Here is a 22,056-nt window from a genome sequence, read left to right as displayed (position 1 = left end):
GGGGCTTCAGGCAGTCGAGAAGTCTTTCGGCCCTTGTGCGGCCCGGTGGCGAACCGAGTAGGACGTCGAGCATGCCCCTGGGAGCTCCAACTGATCGAGGTGGAGCGATGGCGGGCGGTTCCGCGATGGGTGCAGGATGGCTGGCATCCGTCACCTTTCCTATACGATTCGAGTTGGGGGCGTCAGCATCCCGCAGCGTTGCGACCGATGTCAACAGGTTCGCGAAGACGCAAGAAAGGACCATCCGTCACGATGGACGACGAAGCGATGATCGCGCCGGGCCGTGGGGGCATGACGGGCGGAATGCCGCCGGGAAGATCTCGCGGCCGGCTTGCCGACGAGGTGTACGACACGCTGCTCGGACAGTTGATGTCGCTACGGATCGAGCCTGGCTCCCGCGTCACGATCGACGTCCTGGCGCGAGAGCTGGGGGTCTCGCAGACGCCGATCCGAGACGCTCTGAACCGCATGGAGGCCGAGGGCCTGGTCGTACGTGTGCCCCATGCCGGCTACCGGATTCCCCCCCAGATCACCCGTCACCGATTCGAGGACATGCTCGAGGTCCGCCTGCTCCTCGAGCCGGCGGCGGCGCGCAGGTCCGCCGAACGCGCATCCTCGGAACAGGTGGCCGGTCTGCGACGAATGCTGGAGGAGATGGCGGAGCTGGAGGGGGGCAACGGGCCGATGGCCTACGGCGCCTTCGGGCTACGCGACGCCGCCTTTCACGATCTCGTCGCCCTGAGCGCGGAGAACCAGGTCATCCGTGAAGCGCTCGCTCGCCTGCACAGCCACGTGCACCTCTTCCGGCTTCTCCACGACACCCAGGTCACTCACCTGGCTATGGCCGAGCACGAGGAAGTCGTGGCCGCGATCGCCGCGCGTGACCCCGACGCCGCCGCCTACGCCATGCGTCGGCACATCCTGCGGTCCGGCGAGCGTTTCCGACGATTGTTCGACGAGGCCAAGGACGCGGACGGAATGGCGGTAGAGGCTTGACGGGCGGGCTGGGCCGAGGAATGCTAACTCGATCGGATCGGATTGGATTGATCCACCCCACCCGTCCCCAGATGCGAGGAGAAGCAGGTGCCCAGAGCGCTGCTCCTGACCGGCGACGCCGCCGAGGAACTCGACACCATGTATCCCTACTATCGCGTGCAGGAGGGCGGCTGGGACGTCGACGTCTCGTCACGGACGATGCGTGACGTTCAACTGGTCATCCACGAGTTCGACCCCAACTCCGACGCCTACGTGGAGAAGAACGGCCGAAAGTTGCCGGTCGACGTGCCCTGGGCCGATGTCGACGTCGAGCGCTATGACGCCCTCATCATCCCTGGAGGGCGTGCCCCCGAGTGGATCCGGGTCGACGCCGACGTCAGGCGCATCACCGAGCACTTCTTCGCGCGCGACCTCCCGATCGCGCTGGTGTGCCACGGCGCGCAGGTGCCAGCCGTGTACGGGCTGCTGAAGGGTCGAAAGACGGCGTGCTTCCCCCCCATCACCGGTGACATGGAGAACGCGGGCGCGACGGTCATCGACGCTCCCGACGTCGTGGACGGCAACCTCGTCTCCTGCCGGGGCTGGCCCGACATGCCGCAATTCGGCAAGGCGATGATGGAGCTCTTCTCGAAGTCCATCACCTCCGCATCGGCATGAGCACACCCGACCTGTTCCGGTGACGGCACTTCGGACCGTCACAGTCGACGGCTCCCCCGTCCACGTCCTGGAGAGCGGCACCGGGCCCGCGGTGCTGATGCTGCACGGCTCCGGACCCGGCACGACCGGATCCGGCGCCTGGGCAACGACGGCACAGGCGCTGGGCACGTCCTGGCACCTGGTGGCTCCTGACCAGGCGGGGTTCGGCCGTACACCAATCCCGGCGCGCTCCAGGGGTGGGCTCCGGCTGTGGACGGAGCAGGCCGCGGGCCTGATGGATGCTCTCGGTGTCGAGCACTACGCCGTGGTGGGCCACTCCATGGGCGGTGCCGTGGCGCTGGCGTTGGCGGCCGCGCGTCCCCAGCAGGTCACCCGTGTCGTGGCGGTCTCGACGATGGGCGCCCCCGGGGCGCCGCTGTCCGCCGAGCTCGACGCGGTCTGGGCCGCCCCCGCCGGCCCGCTCGGGGCACGAGACATGTTGAGTCGCCTCGTCCTCGACCAATCGCTCGTGACCGAGTCGGCCGTCGCTGCCCGTGCAGCTTCGATGCGAGCGGGGGCGACCGCATTCGCGTCGTTGTTCCCTCCACCTAGGACACGCTGGGCCGACGACCTCACCCTCTCGGCGCAAACGCTGGCAGGGGTCAGCGCGCCCGTGCTGCTCGTCCACGGCGCCGAGGACCGCGTCACCCCGCTCGGGACGGCAGCCCTGCCCCTGCTCGAGCACCTGGCCGATGTCCGTCTGCATGTGCTCGGCCGATGCGGGCACGTGCCGGCTCTCGAGCACCCGCACGACTTCAGGCGACTCCTGTCGTGCTTCCTCCGCCGGGAACAAGGTCACTAATTGCTGCGACAGGTCCGCAGCCCGTGCTCAAGCAGATCGACACAGTGCTGCCGGGTGAACTCAGATGCAGGCCGAACAGCTTCTTAGCCCTGGCCGGCAGCGAGGCCGACAAAGGCTCGCCACGCTTCCGGCCCGAAGCTCAGTACCGGGCCGGTCGGGTCCTTGCTGTCGCGTACGGCAATCAGGCCGGGCAGGTTGTCGGCCACCTCGACGCAGTTGCCGCCGTTGGTGCCGCTGCGGGTCGACTTCCGCCACCGGGCGTTACTGAGGTGCATGCTGGCTCTCCACTTCCTTCAGCAGGGCGAGCGAGAGGTTCTGCGGCAAGGCTACGCCGCGCACACCCTCCCACCGCCCGAGCAGCGTGGCGATCCCATCCTCATCACCGACGACAAAGTCGGCAAGCTGGTTCTCCAGGGTCCCCACCCAGTTGCCGTCGGCGGACCTGGCCAGGGCGAGCTGCCCGGAGAGACCGACGTACAGGCCGGCGTCGGCGGGGATGACGTGCAACTGGACGTAGGGCAGCTCGGCCATCCGCAGGAGGTGTCTGAACTGCTCGGCCATGATGGCGTCCCGGCGGCGCAGCGCCGACTCGTCGAGGACGAATATCGCCAGCGGCGGCTGGTCCCGGGTCAGGATCTCCTGCCGTTGGAGTCGGGAGGCCACCAACTTCTCGACCTCCTCCTCGCGGCGGGTGGCGTCGAAGCGCAGCACCGCGCGGGCGTAGTTCTCGGTCTGGAGCAGCCCGGGGATCAGGGTCGGGTGGTAATTCCGGAGCTGCGTCGCGGCCCGCTCGGCGTCCAGCCAACGCTTGAACCAGGTGGGCTGCATCTCCCGCTGCGCCGCCTTCAGCAACCGCACGAACAGGCCGCCGGTCTCCAGGATCTCGTCGGCTCGCTTGGCGTACGGCATGTCCATCGGCCGGGTGCCGGTCTCCACTGCGGACACGGTGGAGGCCGAGTAGTTCGCCCGCTTGCCGAACTCCTCCTGCGACATGCCGCGCAGTGCTCGCTGCCTGCGCAGTTGGTCCCGGATGAAGCCGAATTCGTCCTCGTGTCCCATCGGGCCTCCAGAAGTTTGTCTAGATCACCAGGTGTTACCAGTCGCCACCGACGGCCCACCAGACCAGCGCCCCGACCTGCTCGATCGCCTTCCGATCCCGGTGCCGTCCAGATCAGAGTGTCACACAGCGGAACTGCTCGGTGACCGTCAAGCGCCCGGGTGGAACCTGCCTCGGGAGCCGGTCGCGATCCCCCACCGAGACCGGCTCCCCTTCAACTCCCCGAGGAGGTTGTGATGACGAGGCTGCTCCGGCGTCTGACCGGACCACGGCCCTACCACCGCCGGAACTGGCGCCAGCTCTGGCGGTACTGCCGCTGCGGCTGGCGCTGGCGTTGCCCGGATTCCATCGAGCTGGTGCCAGCGCCCTACCGGCCACCGCCCCCACCCCGGTTGACGGAGACGGAACGGGCCGAGATCCGGGCCCTGTCGGCCACGCAACCATCCGTCACCCCGGACCCGCCTCCGCCGCCGTCGACCCGGGTGCGGGTGAACAACCGTGGGCCCGAATGGGACCTGCCCACCCGCTCGCATCTGGTGAACGGCCGTGCGGGCGGGCTGGGCGCGCTGACGCCCGCGCGGGAGTACCGCACCCGGCCCGGTGCACGGATGTGACCGGTGATCGGCCCGCAGGAACGTTGGCGTAAGCACCTTCCGGCGTACCCGTCGTATCGCTGCCGGGGGTGCACCGACCCCTGGCCCTGCCGTTCCGCCCGACTGGCGCTGGCTACCGCGTACCGCGACGACCGGACGGGGCTGATGGTGTACCTCGGCGCGCACCTCGCCCGTGCGCTGCAAGCACTGCCTGACACGCATCCCGCACTGCTCGCGGGACAGATCCTCTACTGGGTGCCGCGCCGCCGCTGACCGCCTCGTCACCCGACCGGCCCGCACTCCTGAAGGGCTGGGCCGGCCGGGTCGGTGGGCCGGGCGGCCTGCCACCGGAGGTGTTCCGATGGAGTTCGTCGTCCGCCGCTCTCGGGTATCACCGGGTCGGCGGCGAGCCGGCAGGGACCCGATGCGGGTTGAGGTGTCGGGTAGACGCGAGTCGTCGTCCAGGCCGTTCCGCGTCGGTCGACGTTCGGAGAATGCCGAAGAGCCTGTCCGCGATCTTGACCTCAAGCCGGGTTGAGGTTGCAGGATCGAAGTCATGACCATCGTCGTTTTCGGGGCCCGCGGCAGTGTGGGTCGGCAGGTGCTCAGTGGGCTACAGGCGGCGGGAAAGCCGGTCCGAGCCGCCAGCCGCCAGCCGTCCGGGGCTTTCGGGTCCGAGGTCGAGACGGTTGTCGCCGACCTCGAACGACCCGAGACGCTGGACCGCGCACTGACCGGGGCCACCGGCGCCTTCCTGTACGCCCACCCGGCCGGTATCGACAGCTTCGTGGCCACGGCGCGGAGAGCCGGCGTCGGTCGGGTGGCGCTGCTCTCCTCGGCCCTGGTCACTCGTCCCGGCGCCGAACACAGTCCCATCGCTCGCCGCCACCGGACGGTGGAGGAGGCGCTGGGGCGGTCGGACCTGGACTGGACGTTCGTGCGCGGCGGCATGTTCGCCCGTAACACCATCGGCCTGTGGTCGCGGTCCATCCGTACCGAGGGCAAGGTGCGGCTGCCGTACCCCGACGCGCACTCTGCACCCGTGCACGAGGCCGACCTCGCCGCGCTCGCCGTGACCGCCCTCACCGCAGAGGGCCACGGCGGGAAGGCGTACACCCTTTGGGGACCGGAGTCGATCGCCCTGCGCGAGCAGGTGGCCGCGATCGCGGCAGCCCTGGGTCGGCCAATCGCCGTCGAGGTGGTACCCGAGCAGGTGGCACAGGCGGAGATGGCGCAGAGCATGCCGGACTTCGCTGTCACCGCGATCCTGCGTACCTGGGCCGCCGCGGGCGACCGGCCGGTCGAGATTTCGTCGCTGATCCCGCAGATCCTCGGACGGCCGGCACGAACGTTCGCGGATTGGGCGATAGACCACGCCGACGACTTCCGCTGACGGCGACGCCGTGCCGGTCATCGAGTGCGTGCCTTTCGCGGTCGGCAAACCACGAGACTGCTTCATCCGCGAGTTCCACTTCGAGCAGGTACAGCGGCCACACCCCTGAGCACTCATCGGGCCCGGGGGGCAACGGGTCGGTAGCCTGGCCGGATGCCTGACGCGTTTCATGACTTCGTTGCTGAAGAGGCAATGACCTTGGCGACGTTGGATCCGGGAGCTCCGCTCGACGACCTGGAGCCGTTGGCCGCGCGGCTGGCCGGTGCCAAGGTGGTGGCCATTGGCGAGAACTCCCACCTCGTACGCGAGTTCGGCCTGCTGCGGCACCGGTTGACACGGTTCCTGGTCGAGCGCCTGGGATTCACGCTGTACGGCTTGGAGTCAGGGTTCAGCGAGGGGCTGACCGTGGACGACTGGGTACGCGGCGGTCCCGGCGACCTGCGGACGATCGCCGACGTCGGGATCACGTACACGTTCGGGCGCTGCGCAGAGATGCGCGCGCACCTGGAGTGGATGCGGAAGACCAATGCGGCCGGTACGAAACAGGTACGGTTCTTCGGAATCGACGTACCGGGTTCCACAGCGTCCCCGCTGCCTGCGATGCACAACATCAGGCGTTACCTGAGCGCGGTCGACGGCGATGGGGCAGCCGTGGTCGATCGGCTCGTCACGCTGCTGGAGAAGTTCGCGGGCGAGCACCCGCTGCCGGCGTACGCAGCGTACGGCCAACTCGCCGCAGCCGAGCGGGACGGGATCACGGCGTTGTTCGCCGAATTGGCGACCCGGTTCGACGCACTGGGACCGGAGTACGTGTCAGCCGGTGGCGTCGAGTCGTACGAAGTCGCCCGGCACGAGCTGCGGCTGGCGTGCCTACTGGACCAGTCGACCAGGAGCGTCGCCGCGCGAATGGCCGGTGACACGTCGCACCCGAAGGTGGCTGCGCGCGACCGTGGCATGGCCGAGACGGTGTTCTGGCTGCTCGACCGGTTCGGGCCGGACGCGAGGATCGTCATTGCGGCGCACAACAGTCACATCCAGCGGACACCGGTTGTCACGCCGGCGTTTTCGCTGTCCGCGATGGGGCACCACCTGGCAAACCGGCTGGGCGGCGACTACGTGTCGATGGCGGTGACCGGCACCGCCGGCCGTACGGTGACCCGCCGGGCGAACCCGGACCGGCCCGGCGGTGTGGAGATCGTCGGAGTCGACCTCGATCCGGCGCGTGAGGGCAGCGTGGAGGCGGCGTTCGCCGCCGTGCCGGGGCTGCGGGCGGTCGACCTGCGCGGGGCGCGGGGACGGCTGACCGGTCCCGACCACATTCGGGTCATGGACACCTACCAGGAGGTGCAACTGCTCGACGCCTACGACCTGGTAGTGAACGTCCCCGAGACCTCCACGACCGAGCAGCTGGCCGGTTGATTGAAGACGACCCATGCCGGGTGCGTATGCATCGACCCGCCGGCGCACCGCCGCGCCAATCTCCACCATCTGCGTCCGGCAGGCGCGGCCGGCGAGTTGCCGCTGTGGCACGGCGCTACGGTCCATTCAATCCGATGGTGAGGTTCACTCCCCGCTTGCCTCGGGATTCGGGGGTTGTGGTGTGACCGGGATCGGACGTGTCGCGCATCGCGGCCTCGTACGCCGCCGGAAGCCTGTCACTGGCTCGTGGAGCGTGTGGACCCGGGTCCGGGAGGCCGAGATGAAGGTGGCGTAGCTCGTCCATGAGCTGGTCGACGAGTTCGGGGCCACCGTCGCGGAGCACCAGGAACCGAGTGCATTTGTCGGCGACCCTTCGATAGTGATTGCAAACTACAACCACCTGTCCTAGCGTCAGCGCGAGTAGTCGCAGATCGGCATCGCTAGGAGCGGACATGACGGCCCGGTTCGTGTACTGGATGAACGTCTCCGTCGACCTCAAGATCGAGCACGCTGCGGGCGAAGAGGGCAGCGGAGACTGGCTGCGAATCGGAGAACCACTGCATCGGGAGTTCAACGCGCGGGCCCGGGCCCTGACACTCATGATCCAGGGACGCACGATCTACGAGACGATGGAGGCGTTCTGGCCGGCCGCGCGCAACGACGACACGCTGCCCGACTACGTTCGCGAGTACGGCGAAATCTGGACGTCGACGCCGAAGGTTCTCGTGTCCCGCACCCGCACCGAGGCCGGGTACAACACCCGGGTCGTCGGCCCGGACGGCGACGCGATCGAGGCGCTCGCGAAGCTCCGGACCGAGAGCGACGGTGACATCGGCGTCGGCGGCGCCACTCTCGCCACGCGCCTGCTCCGCGCGGGGCTACTCGATGAACTCCTGCTCTTCACACACCCCGTCATCCTCGGCGCGGGCCGGCCGCTGTTCGACGCACACGACGGGCCGGCAGAACTGGCCCTCCTCGAGCAAGGGTCCTTCGACGAGGGCGTCACCCTGCACCGGTACGCCATCCGTCGGACTTGAATCTGCTGGCCCCCCACACCTGATCAGCGGCCGGAGTCCGGCGTATAAAGCTCGTCCTCGCTCGCGACCGGTGCGATCGTGTCCTCCGGACGCCCGACCCGCGCGGCCGAGCCGAACATGGGCCCACGCCCCGGATGTACGGGGACGAAGGCAGCGAACCCCTGCTGTAGTGGAATATCGTCGTACACCGCCTCCACCAGAGCGGCCACGTAGACCAGGGCCCTGACGTTCGCGTTGCCGATCGCCGCGTTGGTGATGACGATTCCGCCGTACGGGTGCACGGCGAGAACCACCGGCCCGCTGATGGTGGCGAGGATGCTCGCCAGGCAGGCCGAGTCGGCCGACCCGCTGCGCAGCGGGTTCGCCGGTGCGATGACCGGGAGCCCGTCGCGGACGAGCCGGGCGGCCACGTCGTTCCAACCCCGGCGCACGACCCATTCTGGATCACGCCTCGTGCGGGTCGTGCCGATGGGTGCGCGCCCCTGGCCTCCGGCGCGACGTCACCCGGCGAGCACGGCGGTGAGCATCGAGAGGTACGACTCGTGGGCGAGACGCAGGCTGTCAAGGTCGGACGTCACGAACCACGCCACAGCGTCGTGTTCGTCCGGTGCGGCGTTGACGGGTGTTCCGGTCCACCTGTCGACCAACCAGATCTCCATGTGGAACGTCGCGGTCCGGATCTCGTGCATCGGCGGGCTGGACGGCTTCGACGCCGTGATCCCCAACTCCTCCCGAAGCTCGCGGACAAGGCCCTCCTTCGGATCCTCGCCCTCGTCAACATGACCGCCCGGCAGGTCCCACACGTCGGGATACCAACGGCGTCCGGCGCTTCGATGACACAGCAACACCCGATCGCCGTCGCGGAGAACGGCCGTAACGATCCGGACCGGGCCGGAGTCGTCAGCGGAGATCGTCATCGGCACATTCTGGCCCATGTGGATCTGCCGCCGGGTCGCACGCCATGCGCCATGCGTGGTCCTCACGCGGCGTGCGTCCGCGCACCTGAGAGGATCGCGGCCATGAGCGCTCTCACCCTTACCGGGTACCAGTCGCCATGGGTGGTCGTCACACGAGCGGACGACCCGTGGGTGAGCGCCGAGGTGGTCGAGTTGCGGAAGCAGGGTGGAAGCGTGGTACGGCTGGATGGCCGGCAGCTGGGAGAGCCGGCATCGCTGTTCGCCACCTTCGCTCGTGAGCTGTCGTTCCCCGGCTACTTCGGCCACAACTGGAACGCGCTCGTGGATTGCCTGCGCGACTGGCACGGCCACGGAGCCGACACGAGGAACCTAGCAGTGCTGATCGATAGAGCCGACGAGCTGGCTGGGGCGGATTTCCTGGGTCTCTTCATCTCGGTGCTCTGCCAAGCGGCGTGGCACGCGAACCTTCAACTCGACGCTGACGGCTGCCCTCACGAGCCTTGGTCGCCGTTCGCCCTACACTTCGTCTTTCTCCTCGCGGAGACGACACCCGTTGCCTTCGCCGAGCCGGCAGCAACTGGTATGGATGTCGGCGTAGCTCTTGCCGACGGGCGCTTAACCGCGACTCTCACCGGCACCGACTGGCCGGGCGCTGACCCAGTCCCGCCATTTCGCGCGACAACACTCCAACCGTGATCACCTGTACGCAACCGCCGCCGAGCGGGCGCGTTGGACTCGGCGCCCATTACTCTCCGTAGGCCATCGTCCAGCTGCCGAACGCGGTCCCGCAACGGAACAAGCAGCCGATGAGCGGTCGTGACAGCGCTGCGAGGAGCAGGCGTCAAAAGACCGACGGCGGCCAGCGGTGCGTGCGCCACTCGTTCCATGTCGCGAATCCAGCCGGTGGGTCGTCAATGGGTTCGCTGCCGTCAAGTTCGGCCGGCGTTGGGATGTCGATGTTGGCAGCCCACTCGGCGAGTTCCTCGTCGGACATGGGCCAAGTCGTGTGTGGCGCTTCGGCTTGGCGCTGATCGAGGCGTCTGCGCTGCTCGGCTGGGGTGAGTTCGAAGTAGCGCAGCTCCACCGCCGCGCCGAGGTCTGCTGCTGCCTGCCGCAGCGCGGAGCGCTCGTCTCGACTCCAGAGGCCGTAGTCGATCACGACGTTGTTGCCGAGTTCGAGGGCGCGCAGCCCGATCTGGATGAGCCGTCCTTCGATCACGTCCTGAGCCGATGGCGGATTCTCGTGCCCGTAGAGAGCCTTCACCCATTCGTCCTTCGTCAGACGAAGTGCTTTCTGCTCGCTCTCGATGCGCCGAGCAGCAGCGGTCTTCCCTGTGCATGGGAGTCCCACAGTCAGGAACAGCGTTGGTCGCCTCATCATCACCCGCTTCCGACCGAACGCCCCATCATTGCTGACAGCCACTCATGCCGCCGACCGTGTGTGTCGCCCACCGACGCCTCTTCACTCTCCGTCGGCCATGGTACAACTTGCCCGACACACGCTCGTGTCCGACGGAGTGCGTCTGGTAGCGCCGAATCAATCATCGAACTCGAATCCGTTGGCGTCGGCGAAATCCATCAGCTGTCGCAGCCGATTGCCGTCGGTCGCGACCAGGCGAAGCCTGTTCGCCAAGTCGTTGAGCACCCCTCGATCGTCGCTGTACGCATAGAACGCGCCACCCTCGGGATCAGGCGAGAAGGCTCCTGCAAGCGCAGACGCCTCCGTCATCACGAGTAACTCCGCGATCCCCGCCCAGAATTCACCGTTGGGCTCGTGACCGAGTTCGACGATCAAGTCGTCCACGTCGGTGGCCCCCGCTACCAGGCACAAGGAATACTCGCCAGGCTTGATCTCTGCCACCCGTATCGGCTCCATCCGCAGATCTTGCCAGACATCCCGGCGAGAACACAAAGGTCGCCCTTTCCGGCCTGCTCGGCCTGCTCGGCCTGCGAATCTTCGAGCCCAGCGGTCGAACATCGCCGACCTTGGCGAGGAGCACTGCCACCGGGTCCTGCGATCGCAGCAAGGGCGGCAAAGTCGTGCTCGTCCCGCCGCCACCGGCGGTCGCCCGAACTGTCGACCCGGGCCGTCGACGAGCGCACCAGCGGGCCGGTCCTGCGCAACACCCATGGCGCGCGGACGGATCGGCACGACGCGCCACCCTCCGGCTCAAGCATCTGGCCGACACGGCGGGATCCGGATGCCGAGGTGCATCCCCACATGCTTCGCAGCACGTTCGTGACCACGATGGCCGATGCCGGCATCAGCCCGCGCGACATGCAGATCGCCGCCCACCACGCCGACCCGCGAACCGCGATGTGCCATGACCGGGCCCGCAAGAACCTCGACCGGCACCCCCAACTACTTTGCCGAGATAAGCGCATTGGTAATGCATCGTCGGGATATGCCAGAAGCATTATCTGTCAACGATTCGAATCTTTCGGTTGTTGCTGACCCACATCGGCGAGGCCATGGAGTCTCGGGTTGCCGCCTTTAGGTAGGCCGAGCGGCCGGGCAACGTGAACTTGAAGGCCAACCTCAAGTGGATTATCGGTGATGATTTTGCGAGATTGGGGTACCAAATTGGTTGACGTGAGGGATCGGCCTGCGGAAAACTCGGAGGGCCACAGAGTAAGGTCGCGAAAGGGGCGAAGCTTCCTGCTAGCTTCCCTTCAAATCGTTGTCGGCGCGATTGCGGGCGTTGCAATCGAAGGCTCGACGGGGGTTATAGATAAATTCCGATGGCAGATCGTTGATGGATCCATCATCAGCGCCGACTTAGTCAAGGGCAGATGCTACGCCATCAGAGTGTCCAACCGACGATCCGCCGGACAATGGAACAATTTGGATTGTGACCCAGGAACAGCCGGGCGGTGTATTTGCTTTCGCCAGAGCTAGCAGGCTCAGCCACTGCGTTTCGTGGCAACGACCGCACAACACGGGCGCGGTACCTGACTGCCGCTCCCGCCGAGCCTGGTGCTGGGCGTCGGACGTTGAGCGGGAGGCGGATCGCCTCGCGGCCTCGGCTACGCGGCCGGGTCGGGGCCCGGGGCGGTGCCGGTTCAGTAGGACACCTCCGGGAACCGGCCGGGATGGTCGTCGGGTTCGTAGTGCGGGCGATCTACGCGGAGGGCGGGGACGTTCATCGGTTTGACCGAGGCGGCGGGTCGGCGGCATCTGATCCCGACGATCGGCGCGACGGCGTCGAGCCCGTCGTCGGCGTGAGGCGGGATCGGGTGCGGGCCGGTGCTGTCGGAGGCAGCGTGGCAATGATGTCGGCGAGTGAGACGCCGCCGAGGCTGCGCCGCCACGCATCGTGCGCCTCGGCCATCTTCTGGGCGAGGATGCAGAGGTTCTGGCACTCCTCGGGAGGGAGCGCTCCCCGTCCTTGTTGGCGGATCTCGCGGCACTCGTAGGGCCGGGAGGTGCCGTCGACGGCCTCGACGATCCGCAGCAGCGTGATCTCGGACGCCGGTTGCGCGAGACGGAACCCGCCGCGGGGCCCTGTCGTCGCGATCAGCACGCCAGCCTTGACGAGCCCTTGCAGCTGCTTGGCCAGATAGGCCGCCGGGAGGTCGTAGTACTGCGCGAGCTGCGCCGCCGACGCGGTGGCTCCCGGATCGAGCTGCGCCAGCGTCGCGGCGCAGTGCAGCAACCATTCGGTGCTCACAGGCAGCTTCACAGCATCAGCCTATCGCAGATATTGCGGACCCGCGAAGTCCGAGATAGTGTCGGCTCGGTAACGAGCGAGAGGAAAAGATCGTTATGCGAATCGCAGTCGCCGGGGCGACCGGGAACATCGGCGCCCTCACCGTCGCCGCCCTCGAACGGGACGGCCACGACGTCGTGCGGATCAGCCGTTCGCTGGGCGTGGACCTGTCGACCGGCGACGGACTCGACCACGCCCTCGCGGGCGTCGATGCGGTCATCGATGTCACCAACGGGCCGGCTGCCGGCCACGCGGAGACGGTGGCGTACTTCGACACCACCACCCGGAACCTACTCGCGGCCGGGAAGCGAGCCGGCGTCCGCCACCACGTTCTGCTCTCGATCGTCGGGATCGATCGCGTCGAGGGCACCGCACACTACGCCGGCAAACGCGAGCAGGAGCGCCTCGTGGCCGCCGGTCCACTGCCGTGGACGATCGTTCCAGCCACGCAGTTCCACGACTTCGCCGCGATGGTCACGCGTTGGACCGAGCGCGACGGCGTCGCGACGATCGCGCCCCTGCTCGTGCAGCCGATCGCGCCCGAGGACGTCGCCGACGTCCTCGCCGAGATCGCGGCGGGCGAGCCACAGGGCCGCTACGCCGACATTGCCGGCCCCGAACCGCAGGACCTCGTCGACATGGCACGACGCACCAACGAGACGCGCGGCCACACGGTGAAGCTCGTGCCGACGTGGTCGGCCATCTTCGACTCGGCAATGGCCGGCACCGTACTGCTGCCCGGCCAGGGGGCCCGCATCACGCCAACCACCTTCGACGAATGGCTCGCGGGACAGCGCCCCGGCCACACATCCAACAGGCACGCCATCGCCGAACCACCCGCCTAACTCGGAAATAGACCTACTTCCTCCCGATTAGGGCCGCTTCGCGCAGCGGAGCGACAGGGACTAACCCCGAACAGCGTCAAACTGATCCGGTACCTTCGAGCGGGCCCAACCAAAGTACGGCGGTCACCGACACGACCCGCGAGGATGCAATCGCCAGCAGCGGCTGGTACGAGTTGGCCAACGCCTCAGGCTCGGGGATCAAGCAGTTCACCTGGCAAGTACCGGCGCCTGGACTACTGAACTTCCGCTTCACCCGCTACCGTTTCGTGGGCAAGGCCGCGCCGCAAACCGGTGTGCCCCCGACACTGCTCGACGACCACACCTTGGACGAGTCACTGGACACCAGCTACCGGATCGGCTCGGGCTCCAACGTCTTCGGCAAGACCGTCACCATCCTCGAACTAGACGACCCACTTGTCGTCGACCGCCGGTTCGCCTTCGACCAGCGGCACGTCCGATGGAGCCACGACCCGTCGTCGCCCCAGGGTCCGACGGACCGCTGACCGTCGTCATCTTGGCCTGATCGCGTGAGCACTGGCCGCCGGTCCGGGCGACCTCGTCGCCGCCTGAGAGGCCGCCGTCGCGCAGTTGACGATGACCGCCACACGAGCGGACCTGGCGATGTGCGCCCACCTCGCACGGCCGCATCTGGATCGAGGGTGTCGGGTATCTCACTGGAACCACATGTCACCGTCACGGCTGTTGCCACCGCCGCCGTGCGAACTTGCCAAGGTCACGTGTCGCATACCGACGCCGCTCGAGGTGTCGGACGCACGCTCGTCCGACGAGCAGACACGACGCGCCGTCCCCGAGGAGGTTCAGGGGCGTGCGTCGAACTGGGCGCGGGCTTCGAAGACCCGGTCCATGTGCAGCTCCGCCCAGTTCTTGATCGCGATCATGACCGGAAACAGTTCATGGCCGAGCGGAGTGAGTTCGTAGTCGACGCGGACCGGTACCGAGGCGGTGACCGTGCGGGTGACCAGGCCGTCGCGCTCCAGCGTGCGCAGGGTCTGAGTGAGCATCTTCTGGCTGACGCCGGCGATGCGGCCGGCGAGTTCGCTGTGCCGCTGCGGGCCGTCGGCGAGGGCTGGGATCACCAGTGCGACCCACTTGTCAGTAAGCCTGCTCAACAGCTCGCGGGTCGGGCACCGTTCCAGGAATGCGTCGTAGTCGCGTTTGGCCTGTTCACGGCGTTGTTCTGCGGTCGTCGTCGCCATCGTGCCCTCCGCCGGTGCCCTAGGCACTTCACGGTACCTACTTTCTGCCAGTGCCCGCTGATCCTACGGTCTTGGTGATCACGAGAACCCACCAAGGAGACAGCGATGCGCGCAGTCAGCTATGCACAGTTCGGCGGGCCGGAGGTCCTGCACGTGGCCGAGGTGCCGGTGCCCGAGCCGGGTCCGGGGCAGGTACGGGTGAAGGTCGCCGCCTCCGTCGTCCACCCGGTCGACCTGATGGTCCGCTCCGGTCGGTTCCCGGCCCCGCTGCCGGTCGGTCTGCCGTACACGCCCGGCTGGGACGTGGCCGGCACCGTCGACGCGGTCGACCCGGCGGTCGACCCGGCGGTCGAGCGTTTCACGATCGGCGACGAGGTCATCGGCTTCTCGCCATGGCTGCAAACCACGGTCGGTGCCCACGCGGAGTACGTGGTGCTCGACGCCGCCTGGCTGACCCCCGCGCCCGCCGGCGTCCCCGCCACCGAGGCGGCGACCCTGCCGACCAACGGCCTCGCCGCCGCCCAGGCCCTCGACCTGCTCGCGATCCCGGCGGGTTCGACCGTGCTCGTCACCGGCGCCGCCGGGCAGGTCGGCGGATTCGTCCTGGCGCTGGCCCGCGCGACCGGCCTGCACGCCACGGGACTCGCCGGAACCGACGACCGCGCGTTCGTGGAGTCGCTGGGCGCGGCATTCCTGCCGCGCTCCGACGACCCGACGGGGACGTTCGACGCGGTCATCGACCTGGCGGTGATCGGCCCCTCGCTGCTGGGCCTCATCCGCGACGGCGGCGGCTACGTGGCCGCGTCGCCTCCGCTTCGCCCGGAACCGGTGCGGGAAATCCGGACCTTCGCGCTGGAGGTGCTACCGGACGGATCTCGCCTGAGTGAACTGGTCAAACTCGTCACCAGCGGCGACATCCCGCTCCGGGTCGCCGGCGTGTACCCCTTCGCCGACGCCGCGGCCGCTCACGACCGGCTGGCCAAGGGGGGCGTCCGCGGCGGCGTGGTGATCGTTCCATGACCCCGGCCAAACCTCCGCCGTCACGATCAACTGATCCGCCCCACGGTGAGTACGCCGCTCGCATCAGCCGGAATTGCGGTCCTACGCTTGAGTATCTCACCCAGACCGGAATCCTGAGCCGACGTCGCCGGTAATCGTGTTGCCGCCGTCCCTGAAATCGCTGAAGAGGGCGACCACGGCGGAAGGAAGATCGTGCTCTGCCACGGTCGCCGCTCGCCTGACCCGAGACTGGGGTTCAGCCCATCACGGGTTCATCGGGTGACAGCGACCGCAGCTCGGGGTTGTGGCGACGGGATTCAGGCGATCTGGTGCGCTGGCAGGATGAGCGGGTGACGATGCCGCGCAAAAACCTCCTGGCCGCAGCCCTGGTGCTCGCCGTGCTCTGGGCGCCGCCCATCGTCGCAGCCGGTGACTGGGCCCGGACCTGCGCCGGGATCGTGCTGGCCGTCCTGACCGGCGCCGCGCTCGTACTCAACAACCGAGCGCCCGTCGCGACGACCGCGGTGGTCGCGGCCACGACCCTGGTGGGTACGGCCGCCGCCGTCTGCCAGGATCCGATGCTGGCCACCGCCTGGTGCCTCTACCCGGTGGCCGTGGCACGCGGCCCGCACACCCGGAGGCTGGGGATCACGCTGGTCGGTGTGCTCGCCGGACTCGCCGCGGTCACCGGGGTCTCGCCCGGCCTTGGCACCCGCGTGGTGGTGGCCACGGCCGCCCTGTGCACGGCATGGCTGGTCGGCACCGCCGTCGGTCGGCAGATCGCGTCCGCCCGGGAGGCGGAGCGGGTGCGGGTGCAGCTGGACGTCGCTCGTGACGTACACGACGTCGTCGGGCACACGCTGGGAGTGATCGCCGCCGAGGCCGGCGTGACCCGGGGCCTTGCGGACGCCTCCGAGCCCGAGCTGCGCGGGACACTCGCCGACATCGAGTCGCATGCCAGAGACGCCCTCGGGGAGATGCAGGGCCTGGTGCGTAGCCTGCGACATCCCGGACCCACGCTGGACGGACTGCCCGCGATCATCGCGACCACCCAGGCCGCCGGGATCGCCGTGCACGCCCGGTTGCAACCGCACGGCCCGGTCGACGCCGAGGTCGGCGCGGCGGTGGTGCGGATCGCGCAGGAGGCGCTGAGCAATGTGGTGCGGCACGCTCCGCGGGCGCGCTGCACGGTCGAGCTGTGGGAGACCGGGGACACGATCGCCTTACGGGTACGCGACAGCGGTGCGCCTGGGACGACGCCGGTCTCCCCCGGTACGGGATACGGCCTGCACGGCATGCGGGAACGCGCCGCCGCCCTGGGTGGTGCGGTGGCGTGGGGCGGCACCGTGGAGGGTGGGTTCGAGGTCGAGGCGAGGCTACCGGCGCGAAGGAGCTGACGATGGCGATCTCTGTCCTGCTCGCGGACGACGACGCGCGCTTCCGTGGGATCTACCGCAAGCTGTTCGACCGCACCGAGGACTTCCGTACCGCCGGGGAGGCTGCCGACGGCGCGGAGGCCGCCCGGCTGTGTGTCGCCCTGAAGCCGGACGTGGCGCTGCTGGACGTCCAGATGCCCGGCGCCGACGGTCTGGAGGCGGTGCGGCGGATCCTGCCGGCCACCGGCACCCGGGTGATCATGCTGACCACGTTCGACCTGGACGAGTACGTGCACGAGGCGCTGACCCTGGGCGCCTCCGGTTTCCTGCTCAAGAATGCCGCCCCGCAGGAGGTGCTGCAGGCCGTCCGGACCGTGCACGCCGGGCACGCGATGCTCGCGCCGGAGGTCACCGCGCGGCTGCTGCACACCTTGGCACCCGGCCGGCCGCAGCGCCGGCACCGGTTCGCCGGGCAGGTGCTCTCCGAGCGGGAGGTGCAGGTCATCCGGTACGTCGCACGCGGCTACTCGAACCAGCAGATCGCCGACGAGCTGTTCCTGAGCCTGGAGACGGTCCGCACCTACCTGCGCCGTACCTTCGCCAAACTGGACGTGCGGGACCGCACCCAACTGGCCGTGCTGGCCTACCAGGCGGGCCTGCTGCACGAGCAGCGCTGAACCACGCTGTCTACTTCCGGGGGACGCGACGTTCCGGCCGCGGACGCGATCCTGGGCGGATGATCGAGGTAGCCCATCTCACCAAGCGCTACGGTGCCAAAGCCGCCGTGGACGACATCAGCTTCACCGTACCGCCGGGACGGGTGACCGGTTTCCTGGGGCCGAACGGCGCGGGCAAGTCCACCACCCTGCGCATCCTGCTGGGCCTGGACCGGCCCGACGCGGGAACCGCACTGATCGACGGCAGGCCGTACCGGGAACTTCGTTTCCCGCTGCGCAGGGTCGGTGCCCTGCTCGACGGCGCCGGCCCGGTGCCCGAACGGCGGGCGATCGACCACCTGACCTGGATCGCCCAGTCCAACCGGATTCCGCGCCGGCGCGTGCACGAGGTGCTCGACGCCGTCGGGCTCGGCGCCGTCGCCAGGCAGCGGGTCAAGAAGTACTCGCTGGGAATGGGCCAGCGGCTCGGACTGGCCGCGGCACTGCTCGGTGATCCGGAGATCCTCGTGCTCGACGAGCCGGTCAACGGCCTGGACCCCGACGGGATCCGCTGGGTGCGGACCTTCCTGCGCGACCACGCCGCCCGCGGCCGTACGGTGCTGCTGTCCAGCCACCTGATGACCGAGATGGCCGACACCGCCGACGAGGTGATCGTGATCGCCCGGGGGCGCATCGCCGCGCACGGCCCGCTCGACGAGATCACCGCAGGGCACCCGTCGCTGGAGAGCGCCTTCTTCGCGCTCACCGGCGACCAGGGACCGGGATGGTGACCGTCGTGCTCGCCGGCATCCGCGCCGAACTGACCAAGATTGTTACCCTGCGCAGCACGTGGATCGTCACCGCCGCCGTCCTCGCCCTGCACCTGTTGATCTGCATGGCGAACCTACGGCAGAACACCGAGGCGGTCGCCACCATCACCCCGGACGGCCTGATCGAGCTGTTCGCCGGCCAGCCGCGTCCGGCGTACCAGGCGATCGTCGACTTCCTGGTCTCCTCGTCGTTCCAGATGGGTCTGTTTCTGTCCGTCCTGGCGGCGGTGCTGGCGGGACAGGAGTTCCGGGCACACCAGCTCGGGCAGTCGGTGCTGGCGGTCCCGGGCCGGGGCGTGCTGGTCACCACGAAGACCGTCGCGGTCGCCGCGTACCTGCTGACCGTGTCGCTGGTGATCGCGGCCATCAGCACCGCCTTCATGTACGCCGCCGTCAGGGGCTGGGATCCGGCGGTCGTCACCAGCGGCGGCGCCCTGCGGGGACAGGGCCGGTTCCTGATCTTCGCCGTGCTGTCGGCCCTGGTCGGGTACGCCCTCACGCTTCTCTCGCGCAGCACGCTGATCGGCATCGTCGCCTCCGTGGCGCTCATCGCGGTCACCATGACCCAGGCGCTCGCCGGGTCCGCGCCCGCGCTGGACGCGCTGTTCCCGCTCAGCGCCGGGCGCAACCTGCTGCTCAACCCCGCGGACAGTCGGCTCACCGCCGGCCCGGTGCACGCCCTGGTGGTGCTGGTGTCGTGGCCGAGCCTCACGACCGCGATCGCCGGACTGCTGCTCAGTCGCAGGGACGCCCGGTGAGGGCACTGCTGAGCGCCGAGCTGACCAAGATCCGTACGCTGCCGGCCACCTGGATCGCGCTGACGCTCACGGTGGTCACGAACACGGTGCTCGGCGCCCTCGCCGCCATCGACACCGTCCGGATCACCACCGCGAACGGCGAGGTGGCCGTCGACCAGGTCGGCACGCTGATGCTCGCCCCGGCGTACATCTTCGTCGCGATCGCGGTCCACGCGGCCGGCACCGAATACCACGGCGGCCAACTGCGGGTCAGCCTGGCCGCCGCGCCGGACCGTACCCGATGGTTCGGCGCGAAGCTGACCGTGGCCGCCGCGGTGGCCCTGCTCGCCGCGATCCCCGCCGTGCTGCCCGGCCTGCTCGTCCAGCACGGCGCCGCAGGTGATCTCGCCTCCGGTCGCACCGCGACGGACCTGCTGGCGCTGCTGGCCGCCTATCCGCTGCTGAGCCTGCTCGGTTTCGGCTTCGCCTTCCTCACCCGCGGCCCCGTCACGCCGCTGACCGTCCTGCTCATCCTGCCGGTGCTGGTGTCGACAACGCTCATCGGCCTGTTCCCGCAGGTGGTCAGGTTGCTGCCGCACGAGGCGACGCTCAGCCTCCTCGGCCGGGCCGCCGACCCGGCGACCGCCCTGGGCCGGGGAGCCGGGCTGCTCGTGCTCACCGGCTGGGCGGTGCTGCTCGTCGGCATCGCCTGGGCCCTGATCGTGCACCGCGACACCTGACGGAACTGCGCGCCGCCGAGCGACGGGGTGACGATTCAGCCGTGGACGAGCGCGGCAAAGCGTTCGCCGCGGTGGAGTCGGTCGATGAGGTCGAGCACGGCCCGTTGTCCGCCGTGTGCGTCGGTCCACCGGTATACCCGGCAAGCGGCCTTGGCGTAAATCTGAACATCCGAGCTGGCGGCGCGCAGCCAGGCGTTCAGCGTCTCGGGCAGCGGCTCGGGTGAGGTGTTGCGGCAGCGGTCCGGGGCGGTCGGCGGCAACAGATACCGGCTGTCGTTCGAGACCAGGACGGCAAGTCCCTCGTCGAACCACTGGGGGATCTGGTCGCGCCGGGAACCGAGGCGTACATGGAACTCGACATGCGAGAGTTCGTGTGCGGCGATCACCGGGTCGAGGCCGCGGGGCGAGAGCATCACCGCCTGGTTGCGTACCGCGATCCCCCGTTCGCCTCCGCCACCGACCCGCTGGTAACAGCTGGTTGTGAAGCATGCGAGCACCGTCGGTGCGCTCCTGCGCCCCTCGTAGAAGCCATCGACTCGCCGATTCGCGTCGCGGTACACCTCGATGAGCCGTTGCCGATCGGCATCGGACAGGCCGCTGTCGGCATAGAGTCCGTCCTGCACCGGCACCAGCCGGTAGCAGCGGGGGCAGGTAGTCGCGGCAACCGAAGGATATGCCACGACCAGCGCCGCGCCCGCGGCCAGCACCAGGACGGCCAGGCCAGCCACCAGCCATGGCCAGCGTCGCCGTCGACGTGGTCGTGGTCGTGTACTCATTCGATCTCCTCCTCAGCCCTGCCGTCGAGCAACGCGGTGGCACGATGGCTCTGACCGGATCAGGCAGCGCCGGAACACTTGGTGCCCTCGATCATCGTTGCCTCGCGGGAGCTGACGGGATCGCGACCGCTCTAGCCTGCGGTGAGCGCGGCGTTGCACGCGTCACCCGAAAGTAGACAGCAGCCCGGTGGGCCCGGTCCCGGTCAACGGTCCGCCCCGACGCCACCCGACCCGGCGACAACACCCCCGGATCGTGCGTACGGCAGGGGTAGGAAGTCGTACCGGGTCGGGCGACCGAGGGTCCGCCGGCCCGGGATGTTCAGTTCACGGAGCCTCGGCCGGGCCGGCGGCCCCGGGTCGAGACGAACTGGTACGACAGCGACGCGAAGGACGGGTCGTTGGCCAACTCACGGAAGCCCGCCAACTGGTTCGGCGAGAGCCCGGTGGCGAGCAGTCGTGGTTCGAGCTGACGGGAGTTCGTCTCGTGCAGCGACGCTCCCGCCGATCCGCCCGGCCAGCTCTGCGAGTGCGTGATGGTGTCCACATCGGTCAGTCCGGCCAGCACCATCTCGGTGTGTACGTCCTGCGCCCACGCCAGATCGGCACCACGGTCCTGCAGGATGCCCAGCGTCGCCTCCATCACCTGCTGGAAGAGCTTCGCCGCGTCGTCGGTCGGCGCGGCCAGTACCCGCAGCCCGGCCGTACAGTCGAACTCCTCGACGACCAGCCAGCCACCGGGCGCCAGCGCGCCGATCAACTCGGCCAGTACCCGCCGACGCTCGGGCAGGTGCAGCAGGACCAGCCGGGCGTGGATCACGTCGAACGGGCCGCCCTCCGGCGCCCCGGTCCGAACGTCGTGCTGGCGGACGTCGAGGTTGCCCGCCGGGTTCAGGCGCGACGGTTCGATGTCGGTGGCGATGACCCGGCCACCGGGGCCGACCACCCGGGACATCAGCCGGGCGATCGAGCCGCCGCCGGCACCCAACTCCCAACAGGTCGCACCGGGCGTCAGGATCGGCGCCAGCCGGTCCGCTGTTATCGGATCGAGGAACGCCTCCAGCGCACGCATCTGCGCCTCGGCCTCCGGCGAACGGTTGTCGAACGCGTAGCCGGACTTGACAGGGGTGGTAGTCACGTTCGGTTACCTCCTTGACGGGGATCGGTGACGACGATCCGGCCACGCGTCATCGCGCGTCGGCACACCGGGCGCAAACGCGGGGGCCACTGGTGCGACGCGAGGATCAGACCGCGACGGAAACG

General features: G+C 69.0%; 28 protein-coding genes and 1 pseudogene. 19 read left to right on the top strand and 10 right to left on the bottom strand.

Features of this window, described 5'->3' with window-relative positions:
* Positions 1-252 precede the first annotated feature (252 nt).
* The 3 genes from I0C86_RS29500 to I0C86_RS29490 all read left to right on the top strand — a co-directional run bounded on the left by I0C86_RS29500 (position 253) and on the right by I0C86_RS29490 (position 2,494).
* Positions 253-996 (top strand): GntR family transcriptional regulator, encoded by a 744-nt coding sequence (locus I0C86_RS29500; RefSeq protein ID WP_196204579.1) that lies wholly within the window; start codon positions 253-255, stop codon positions 994-996.
* A gap of 87 nt (positions 997-1,083) precedes the next feature.
* Positions 1,084-1,653 (top strand): DJ-1/PfpI family protein, encoded by a 570-nt coding sequence (locus tag I0C86_RS29495; RefSeq protein ID WP_196204578.1) that lies wholly within the window; start codon positions 1,084-1,086, stop codon positions 1,651-1,653.
* A gap of 19 nt (positions 1,654-1,672) precedes the next feature.
* Positions 1,673-2,494: an alpha/beta fold hydrolase gene (locus I0C86_RS29490; RefSeq protein WP_196204577.1), complete on the top strand. Its 822-nt coding sequence runs from the start codon at positions 1,673-1,675 to the stop codon at positions 2,492-2,494.
* A gap of 83 nt (positions 2,495-2,577) precedes the next feature.
* Here I0C86_RS29490 and I0C86_RS29485 read toward each other — a convergent pair whose 3' ends face one another.
* Complete coding sequence (locus tag I0C86_RS29485) at positions 2,578-2,769, bottom strand: DUF397 domain-containing protein (protein ID WP_196204576.1); 192 nt, start codon at positions 2,767-2,769, stop codon at positions 2,578-2,580.
* Positions 2,756-3,553: a helix-turn-helix domain-containing protein gene (locus I0C86_RS29480; RefSeq protein ID WP_196204575.1), complete on the bottom strand. Its 798-nt coding sequence runs from the start codon at positions 3,551-3,553 to the stop codon at positions 2,756-2,758. The genes I0C86_RS29485 and I0C86_RS29480 overlap by 14 nt, the downstream gene beginning before the upstream one ends.
* Before the next feature lie 234 nt (positions 3,554-3,787).
* On the opposite strand from I0C86_RS29480, the gene I0C86_RS29475 reads away from it, so the two are divergent.
* The 6 genes and pseudogenes from I0C86_RS29475 (at position 3,788) to I0C86_RS29455 (ending at position 7,993) form a co-directional block, all read left to right on the top strand.
* Positions 3,788-4,165, top strand: coding sequence for a hypothetical protein (locus I0C86_RS29475; RefSeq protein ID WP_196204574.1), 378 nt, complete (start codon positions 3,788-3,790; stop codon positions 4,163-4,165).
* A 3-nt stretch (positions 4,166-4,168) separates the two neighbouring features.
* Positions 4,169-4,417: a flavin reductase gene (locus I0C86_RS29470; protein ID WP_230394981.1), complete on the top strand. Its 249-nt coding sequence runs from the start codon at positions 4,169-4,171 to the stop codon at positions 4,415-4,417.
* Positions 4,418-4,700: 283 nt separating this feature from the next.
* Complete coding sequence (locus tag I0C86_RS29465; RefSeq protein WP_196204573.1) at positions 4,701-5,537, top strand: NAD(P)H-binding protein; 837 nt, start codon at positions 4,701-4,703, stop codon at positions 5,535-5,537.
* 7 nt (positions 5,538-5,544) lie between these two features.
* Positions 5,545-5,646: pseudogene (locus tag I0C86_RS45755) on the top strand (SDR family NAD(P)-dependent oxidoreductase); the annotation flags it as partial.
* A 44-nt stretch (positions 5,647-5,690) separates the two neighbouring features.
* Positions 5,691-6,956 carry an erythromycin esterase family protein gene (locus I0C86_RS29460; protein ID WP_196204572.1) on the top strand — a complete coding sequence of 422 codons (1,266 nt, stop codon included), beginning with the start codon at positions 5,691-5,693 and terminating at the stop codon, positions 6,954-6,956.
* Between the two features lie 452 nt (positions 6,957-7,408).
* Complete coding sequence (locus I0C86_RS29455) at positions 7,409-7,993, top strand: dihydrofolate reductase family protein (protein WP_196204571.1); 585 nt, start codon at positions 7,409-7,411, stop codon at positions 7,991-7,993.
* Between the two features lie 23 nt (positions 7,994-8,016).
* Here the strand turns inward: I0C86_RS29455 and I0C86_RS43915 are convergent, their stop codons facing one another.
* Both I0C86_RS43915 and I0C86_RS29445 read right to left on the bottom strand, forming a co-directional pair.
* A complete protein-coding gene (locus tag I0C86_RS43915) occupies positions 8,017-8,424 on the bottom strand; it encodes a hypothetical protein (RefSeq protein ID WP_230394980.1) in 408 nt (135 codons plus the stop codon).
* Positions 8,425-8,493: 69 nt separating this feature from the next.
* Positions 8,494-8,910, bottom strand: coding sequence for an NUDIX domain-containing protein (locus I0C86_RS29445; RefSeq protein WP_196204570.1), 417 nt, complete (start codon positions 8,908-8,910; stop codon positions 8,494-8,496).
* A 102-nt stretch (positions 8,911-9,012) separates the two neighbouring features.
* On the opposite strand from I0C86_RS29445, the gene I0C86_RS29440 reads away from it, so the two are divergent.
* Positions 9,013-9,606, top strand: a complete 594-nt coding sequence (locus I0C86_RS29440) for a barstar family protein (protein ID WP_196204569.1) — start codon at positions 9,013-9,015, stop codon at positions 9,604-9,606.
* Between the two features lie 145 nt (positions 9,607-9,751).
* On the opposite strand, the gene I0C86_RS29435 is transcribed toward I0C86_RS29440, so the two are convergent.
* Together I0C86_RS29435 and I0C86_RS29430 are read right to left on the bottom strand one after the other, a co-directional pair.
* On the bottom strand, positions 9,752-10,288 hold the full coding sequence (locus I0C86_RS29435) for an AAA family ATPase (protein WP_230394992.1): 537 nt from the start codon (positions 10,286-10,288) through the stop codon (positions 9,752-9,754).
* A gap of 159 nt (positions 10,289-10,447) precedes the next feature.
* Entirely contained in the window at positions 10,448-10,771 is a 324-nt protein-coding gene (locus I0C86_RS29430; protein ID WP_323373908.1) for an Imm51 family immunity protein, read from the bottom strand.
* Positions 10,772-11,131: 360 nt separating this feature from the next.
* Between I0C86_RS29430 and I0C86_RS29425 the strand changes: the two genes are divergently transcribed.
* Positions 11,132-11,365 carry a hypothetical protein gene (locus I0C86_RS29425; protein WP_196204567.1) on the top strand — a complete coding sequence of 78 codons (234 nt, stop codon included), beginning with the start codon at positions 11,132-11,134 and terminating at the stop codon, positions 11,363-11,365.
* A gap of 688 nt (positions 11,366-12,053) precedes the next feature.
* Here I0C86_RS29425 and I0C86_RS29420 read toward each other — a convergent pair.
* Complete coding sequence (locus I0C86_RS29420; RefSeq protein WP_196204566.1) at positions 12,054-12,593, bottom strand: RrF2 family transcriptional regulator; 540 nt, start codon at positions 12,591-12,593, stop codon at positions 12,054-12,056.
* Positions 12,594-12,676: 83 nt separating this feature from the next.
* Between I0C86_RS29420 and I0C86_RS29415 the strand changes: the two genes are divergently transcribed.
* On the top strand, positions 12,677-13,465 hold the full coding sequence (locus I0C86_RS29415) for an SDR family oxidoreductase (protein ID WP_196204565.1): 789 nt from the start codon (positions 12,677-12,679) through the stop codon (positions 13,463-13,465).
* A gap of 173 nt (positions 13,466-13,638) precedes the next feature.
* Positions 13,639-13,968, top strand: coding sequence for a hypothetical protein (locus I0C86_RS29410; RefSeq protein ID WP_196204564.1), 330 nt, complete (start codon positions 13,639-13,641; stop codon positions 13,966-13,968).
* A gap of 315 nt (positions 13,969-14,283) precedes the next feature.
* On the opposite strand, the gene I0C86_RS29405 is transcribed toward I0C86_RS29410, so the two are convergent.
* Positions 14,284-14,682 (bottom strand): winged helix-turn-helix transcriptional regulator, encoded by a 399-nt coding sequence (locus I0C86_RS29405; protein ID WP_196204563.1) that lies wholly within the window; start codon positions 14,680-14,682, stop codon positions 14,284-14,286.
* Positions 14,683-14,787: 105 nt separating this feature from the next.
* Between I0C86_RS29405 and I0C86_RS29400 the strand changes: the two genes are divergently transcribed.
* From I0C86_RS29400 to I0C86_RS29375, 6 genes are all read left to right on the top strand, one after another.
* Positions 14,788-15,702 carry an NADP-dependent oxidoreductase gene (locus tag I0C86_RS29400; RefSeq protein WP_196204562.1) on the top strand — a complete coding sequence of 305 codons (915 nt, stop codon included), beginning with the start codon at positions 14,788-14,790 and terminating at the stop codon, positions 15,700-15,702.
* Positions 15,703-16,037: 335 nt separating this feature from the next.
* Positions 16,038-17,078: a sensor histidine kinase gene (locus I0C86_RS29395; protein WP_230394990.1), complete on the top strand. Its 1,041-nt coding sequence runs from the start codon at positions 16,038-16,040 to the stop codon at positions 17,076-17,078.
* A gap of 2 nt (positions 17,079-17,080) precedes the next feature.
* Entirely contained in the window at positions 17,081-17,734 is a 654-nt protein-coding gene (locus I0C86_RS29390) for a response regulator (protein WP_196204560.1), read from the top strand.
* A gap of 59 nt (positions 17,735-17,793) precedes the next feature.
* On the top strand, positions 17,794-18,504 hold the full coding sequence (locus I0C86_RS29385) for an ABC transporter ATP-binding protein (protein ID WP_196204559.1): 711 nt from the start codon (positions 17,794-17,796) through the stop codon (positions 18,502-18,504).
* Complete coding sequence (locus I0C86_RS29380; protein WP_196204558.1) at positions 18,498-19,301, top strand: ABC transporter permease; 804 nt, start codon at positions 18,498-18,500, stop codon at positions 19,299-19,301. Before I0C86_RS29385 ends, I0C86_RS29380 begins: the two co-directional genes overlap by 7 nt.
* The gene (locus tag I0C86_RS29375) at positions 19,298-20,020 is read left to right on the top strand and encodes a hypothetical protein (protein WP_196204557.1); all 723 of its coding nucleotides are present in this window, start codon (positions 19,298-19,300) and stop codon (positions 20,018-20,020) included. Before I0C86_RS29380 ends, I0C86_RS29375 begins: the two co-directional genes overlap by 4 nt.
* A 35-nt stretch (positions 20,021-20,055) precedes the next feature.
* Here I0C86_RS29375 and I0C86_RS29370 read toward each other — a convergent pair whose 3' ends face one another.
* Positions 20,056-20,649 carry a hypothetical protein gene (locus I0C86_RS29370; RefSeq protein ID WP_230394979.1) on the bottom strand — a complete coding sequence of 198 codons (594 nt, stop codon included), beginning with the start codon at positions 20,647-20,649 and terminating at the stop codon, positions 20,056-20,058.
* A gap of 466 nt (positions 20,650-21,115) precedes the next feature.
* Complete coding sequence (locus tag I0C86_RS29365) at positions 21,116-21,931, bottom strand: class I SAM-dependent methyltransferase (RefSeq protein ID WP_196204555.1); 816 nt, start codon at positions 21,929-21,931, stop codon at positions 21,116-21,118.
* Positions 21,932-22,056 lie beyond the last annotated feature (125 nt).

Source organism: Plantactinospora alkalitolerans (genome assembly GCF_015690345.1).
In the GTDB taxonomy this organism is placed as follows: Bacteria; Actinomycetota; Actinomycetes; order Mycobacteriales; family Micromonosporaceae; genus Plantactinospora; species Plantactinospora alkalitolerans.
The sequence above is the reverse complement of the archived record's forward strand: the minus strand, read 5'-3'. Positions and strand labels throughout refer to the sequence as shown.

Coding starts and splice junctions, on each gene's coding strand:
- I0C86_RS29440 (WP_196204569.1), top strand. CDS start 9,013: ATGAGCGCTCTCACCCTTACCGGGTACCAGTCGCCATGGGTGGTCGTC.
- I0C86_RS29425 (WP_196204567.1), top strand. CDS start 11,132: ATGCTTCGCAGCACGTTCGTGACCACGATGGCCGATGCCGGCATCAGC.
- I0C86_RS29380 (WP_196204558.1), top strand. CDS start 18,498: ATGGTGACCGTCGTGCTCGCCGGCATCCGCGCCGAACTGACCAAGATT.
- I0C86_RS29500 (WP_196204579.1), top strand. CDS start 253: ATGGACGACGAAGCGATGATCGCGCCGGGCCGTGGGGGCATGACGGGC.
- I0C86_RS29485 (WP_196204576.1), bottom strand. CDS start 2,769: ATGCACCTCAGTAACGCCCGGTGGCGGAAGTCGACCCGCAGCGGCACC.
- I0C86_RS29385 (WP_196204559.1), top strand. CDS start 17,794: ATGATCGAGGTAGCCCATCTCACCAAGCGCTACGGTGCCAAAGCCGCC.
- I0C86_RS29460 (WP_196204572.1), top strand. CDS start 5,691: ATGCCTGACGCGTTTCATGACTTCGTTGCTGAAGAGGCAATGACCTTG.
- I0C86_RS29390 (WP_196204560.1), top strand. CDS start 17,081: ATGGCGATCTCTGTCCTGCTCGCGGACGACGACGCGCGCTTCCGTGGG.
- I0C86_RS29405 (WP_196204563.1), bottom strand. CDS start 14,682: ATGGCGACGACGACCGCAGAACAACGCCGTGAACAGGCCAAACGCGAC.
- I0C86_RS29415 (WP_196204565.1), top strand. CDS start 12,677: ATGCGAATCGCAGTCGCCGGGGCGACCGGGAACATCGGCGCCCTCACC.
- I0C86_RS29465 (WP_196204573.1), top strand. CDS start 4,701: ATGACCATCGTCGTTTTCGGGGCCCGCGGCAGTGTGGGTCGGCAGGTG.
- I0C86_RS29400 (WP_196204562.1), top strand. CDS start 14,788: ATGCGCGCAGTCAGCTATGCACAGTTCGGCGGGCCGGAGGTCCTGCAC.
- I0C86_RS29480 (WP_196204575.1), bottom strand. CDS start 3,553: ATGGGACACGAGGACGAATTCGGCTTCATCCGGGACCAACTGCGCAGG.
- I0C86_RS29455 (WP_196204571.1), top strand. CDS start 7,409: ATGACGGCCCGGTTCGTGTACTGGATGAACGTCTCCGTCGACCTCAAG.
- I0C86_RS29435 (WP_230394992.1), bottom strand. CDS start 10,288: ATGAGGCGACCAACGCTGTTCCTGACTGTGGGACTCCCATGCACAGGG.
- I0C86_RS29445 (WP_196204570.1), bottom strand. CDS start 8,910: ATGACGATCTCCGCTGACGACTCCGGCCCGGTCCGGATCGTTACGGCC.
- I0C86_RS29475 (WP_196204574.1), top strand. CDS start 3,788: ATGACGAGGCTGCTCCGGCGTCTGACCGGACCACGGCCCTACCACCGC.
- I0C86_RS29395 (WP_230394990.1), top strand. CDS start 16,038: ATGCCGCGCAAAAACCTCCTGGCCGCAGCCCTGGTGCTCGCCGTGCTC.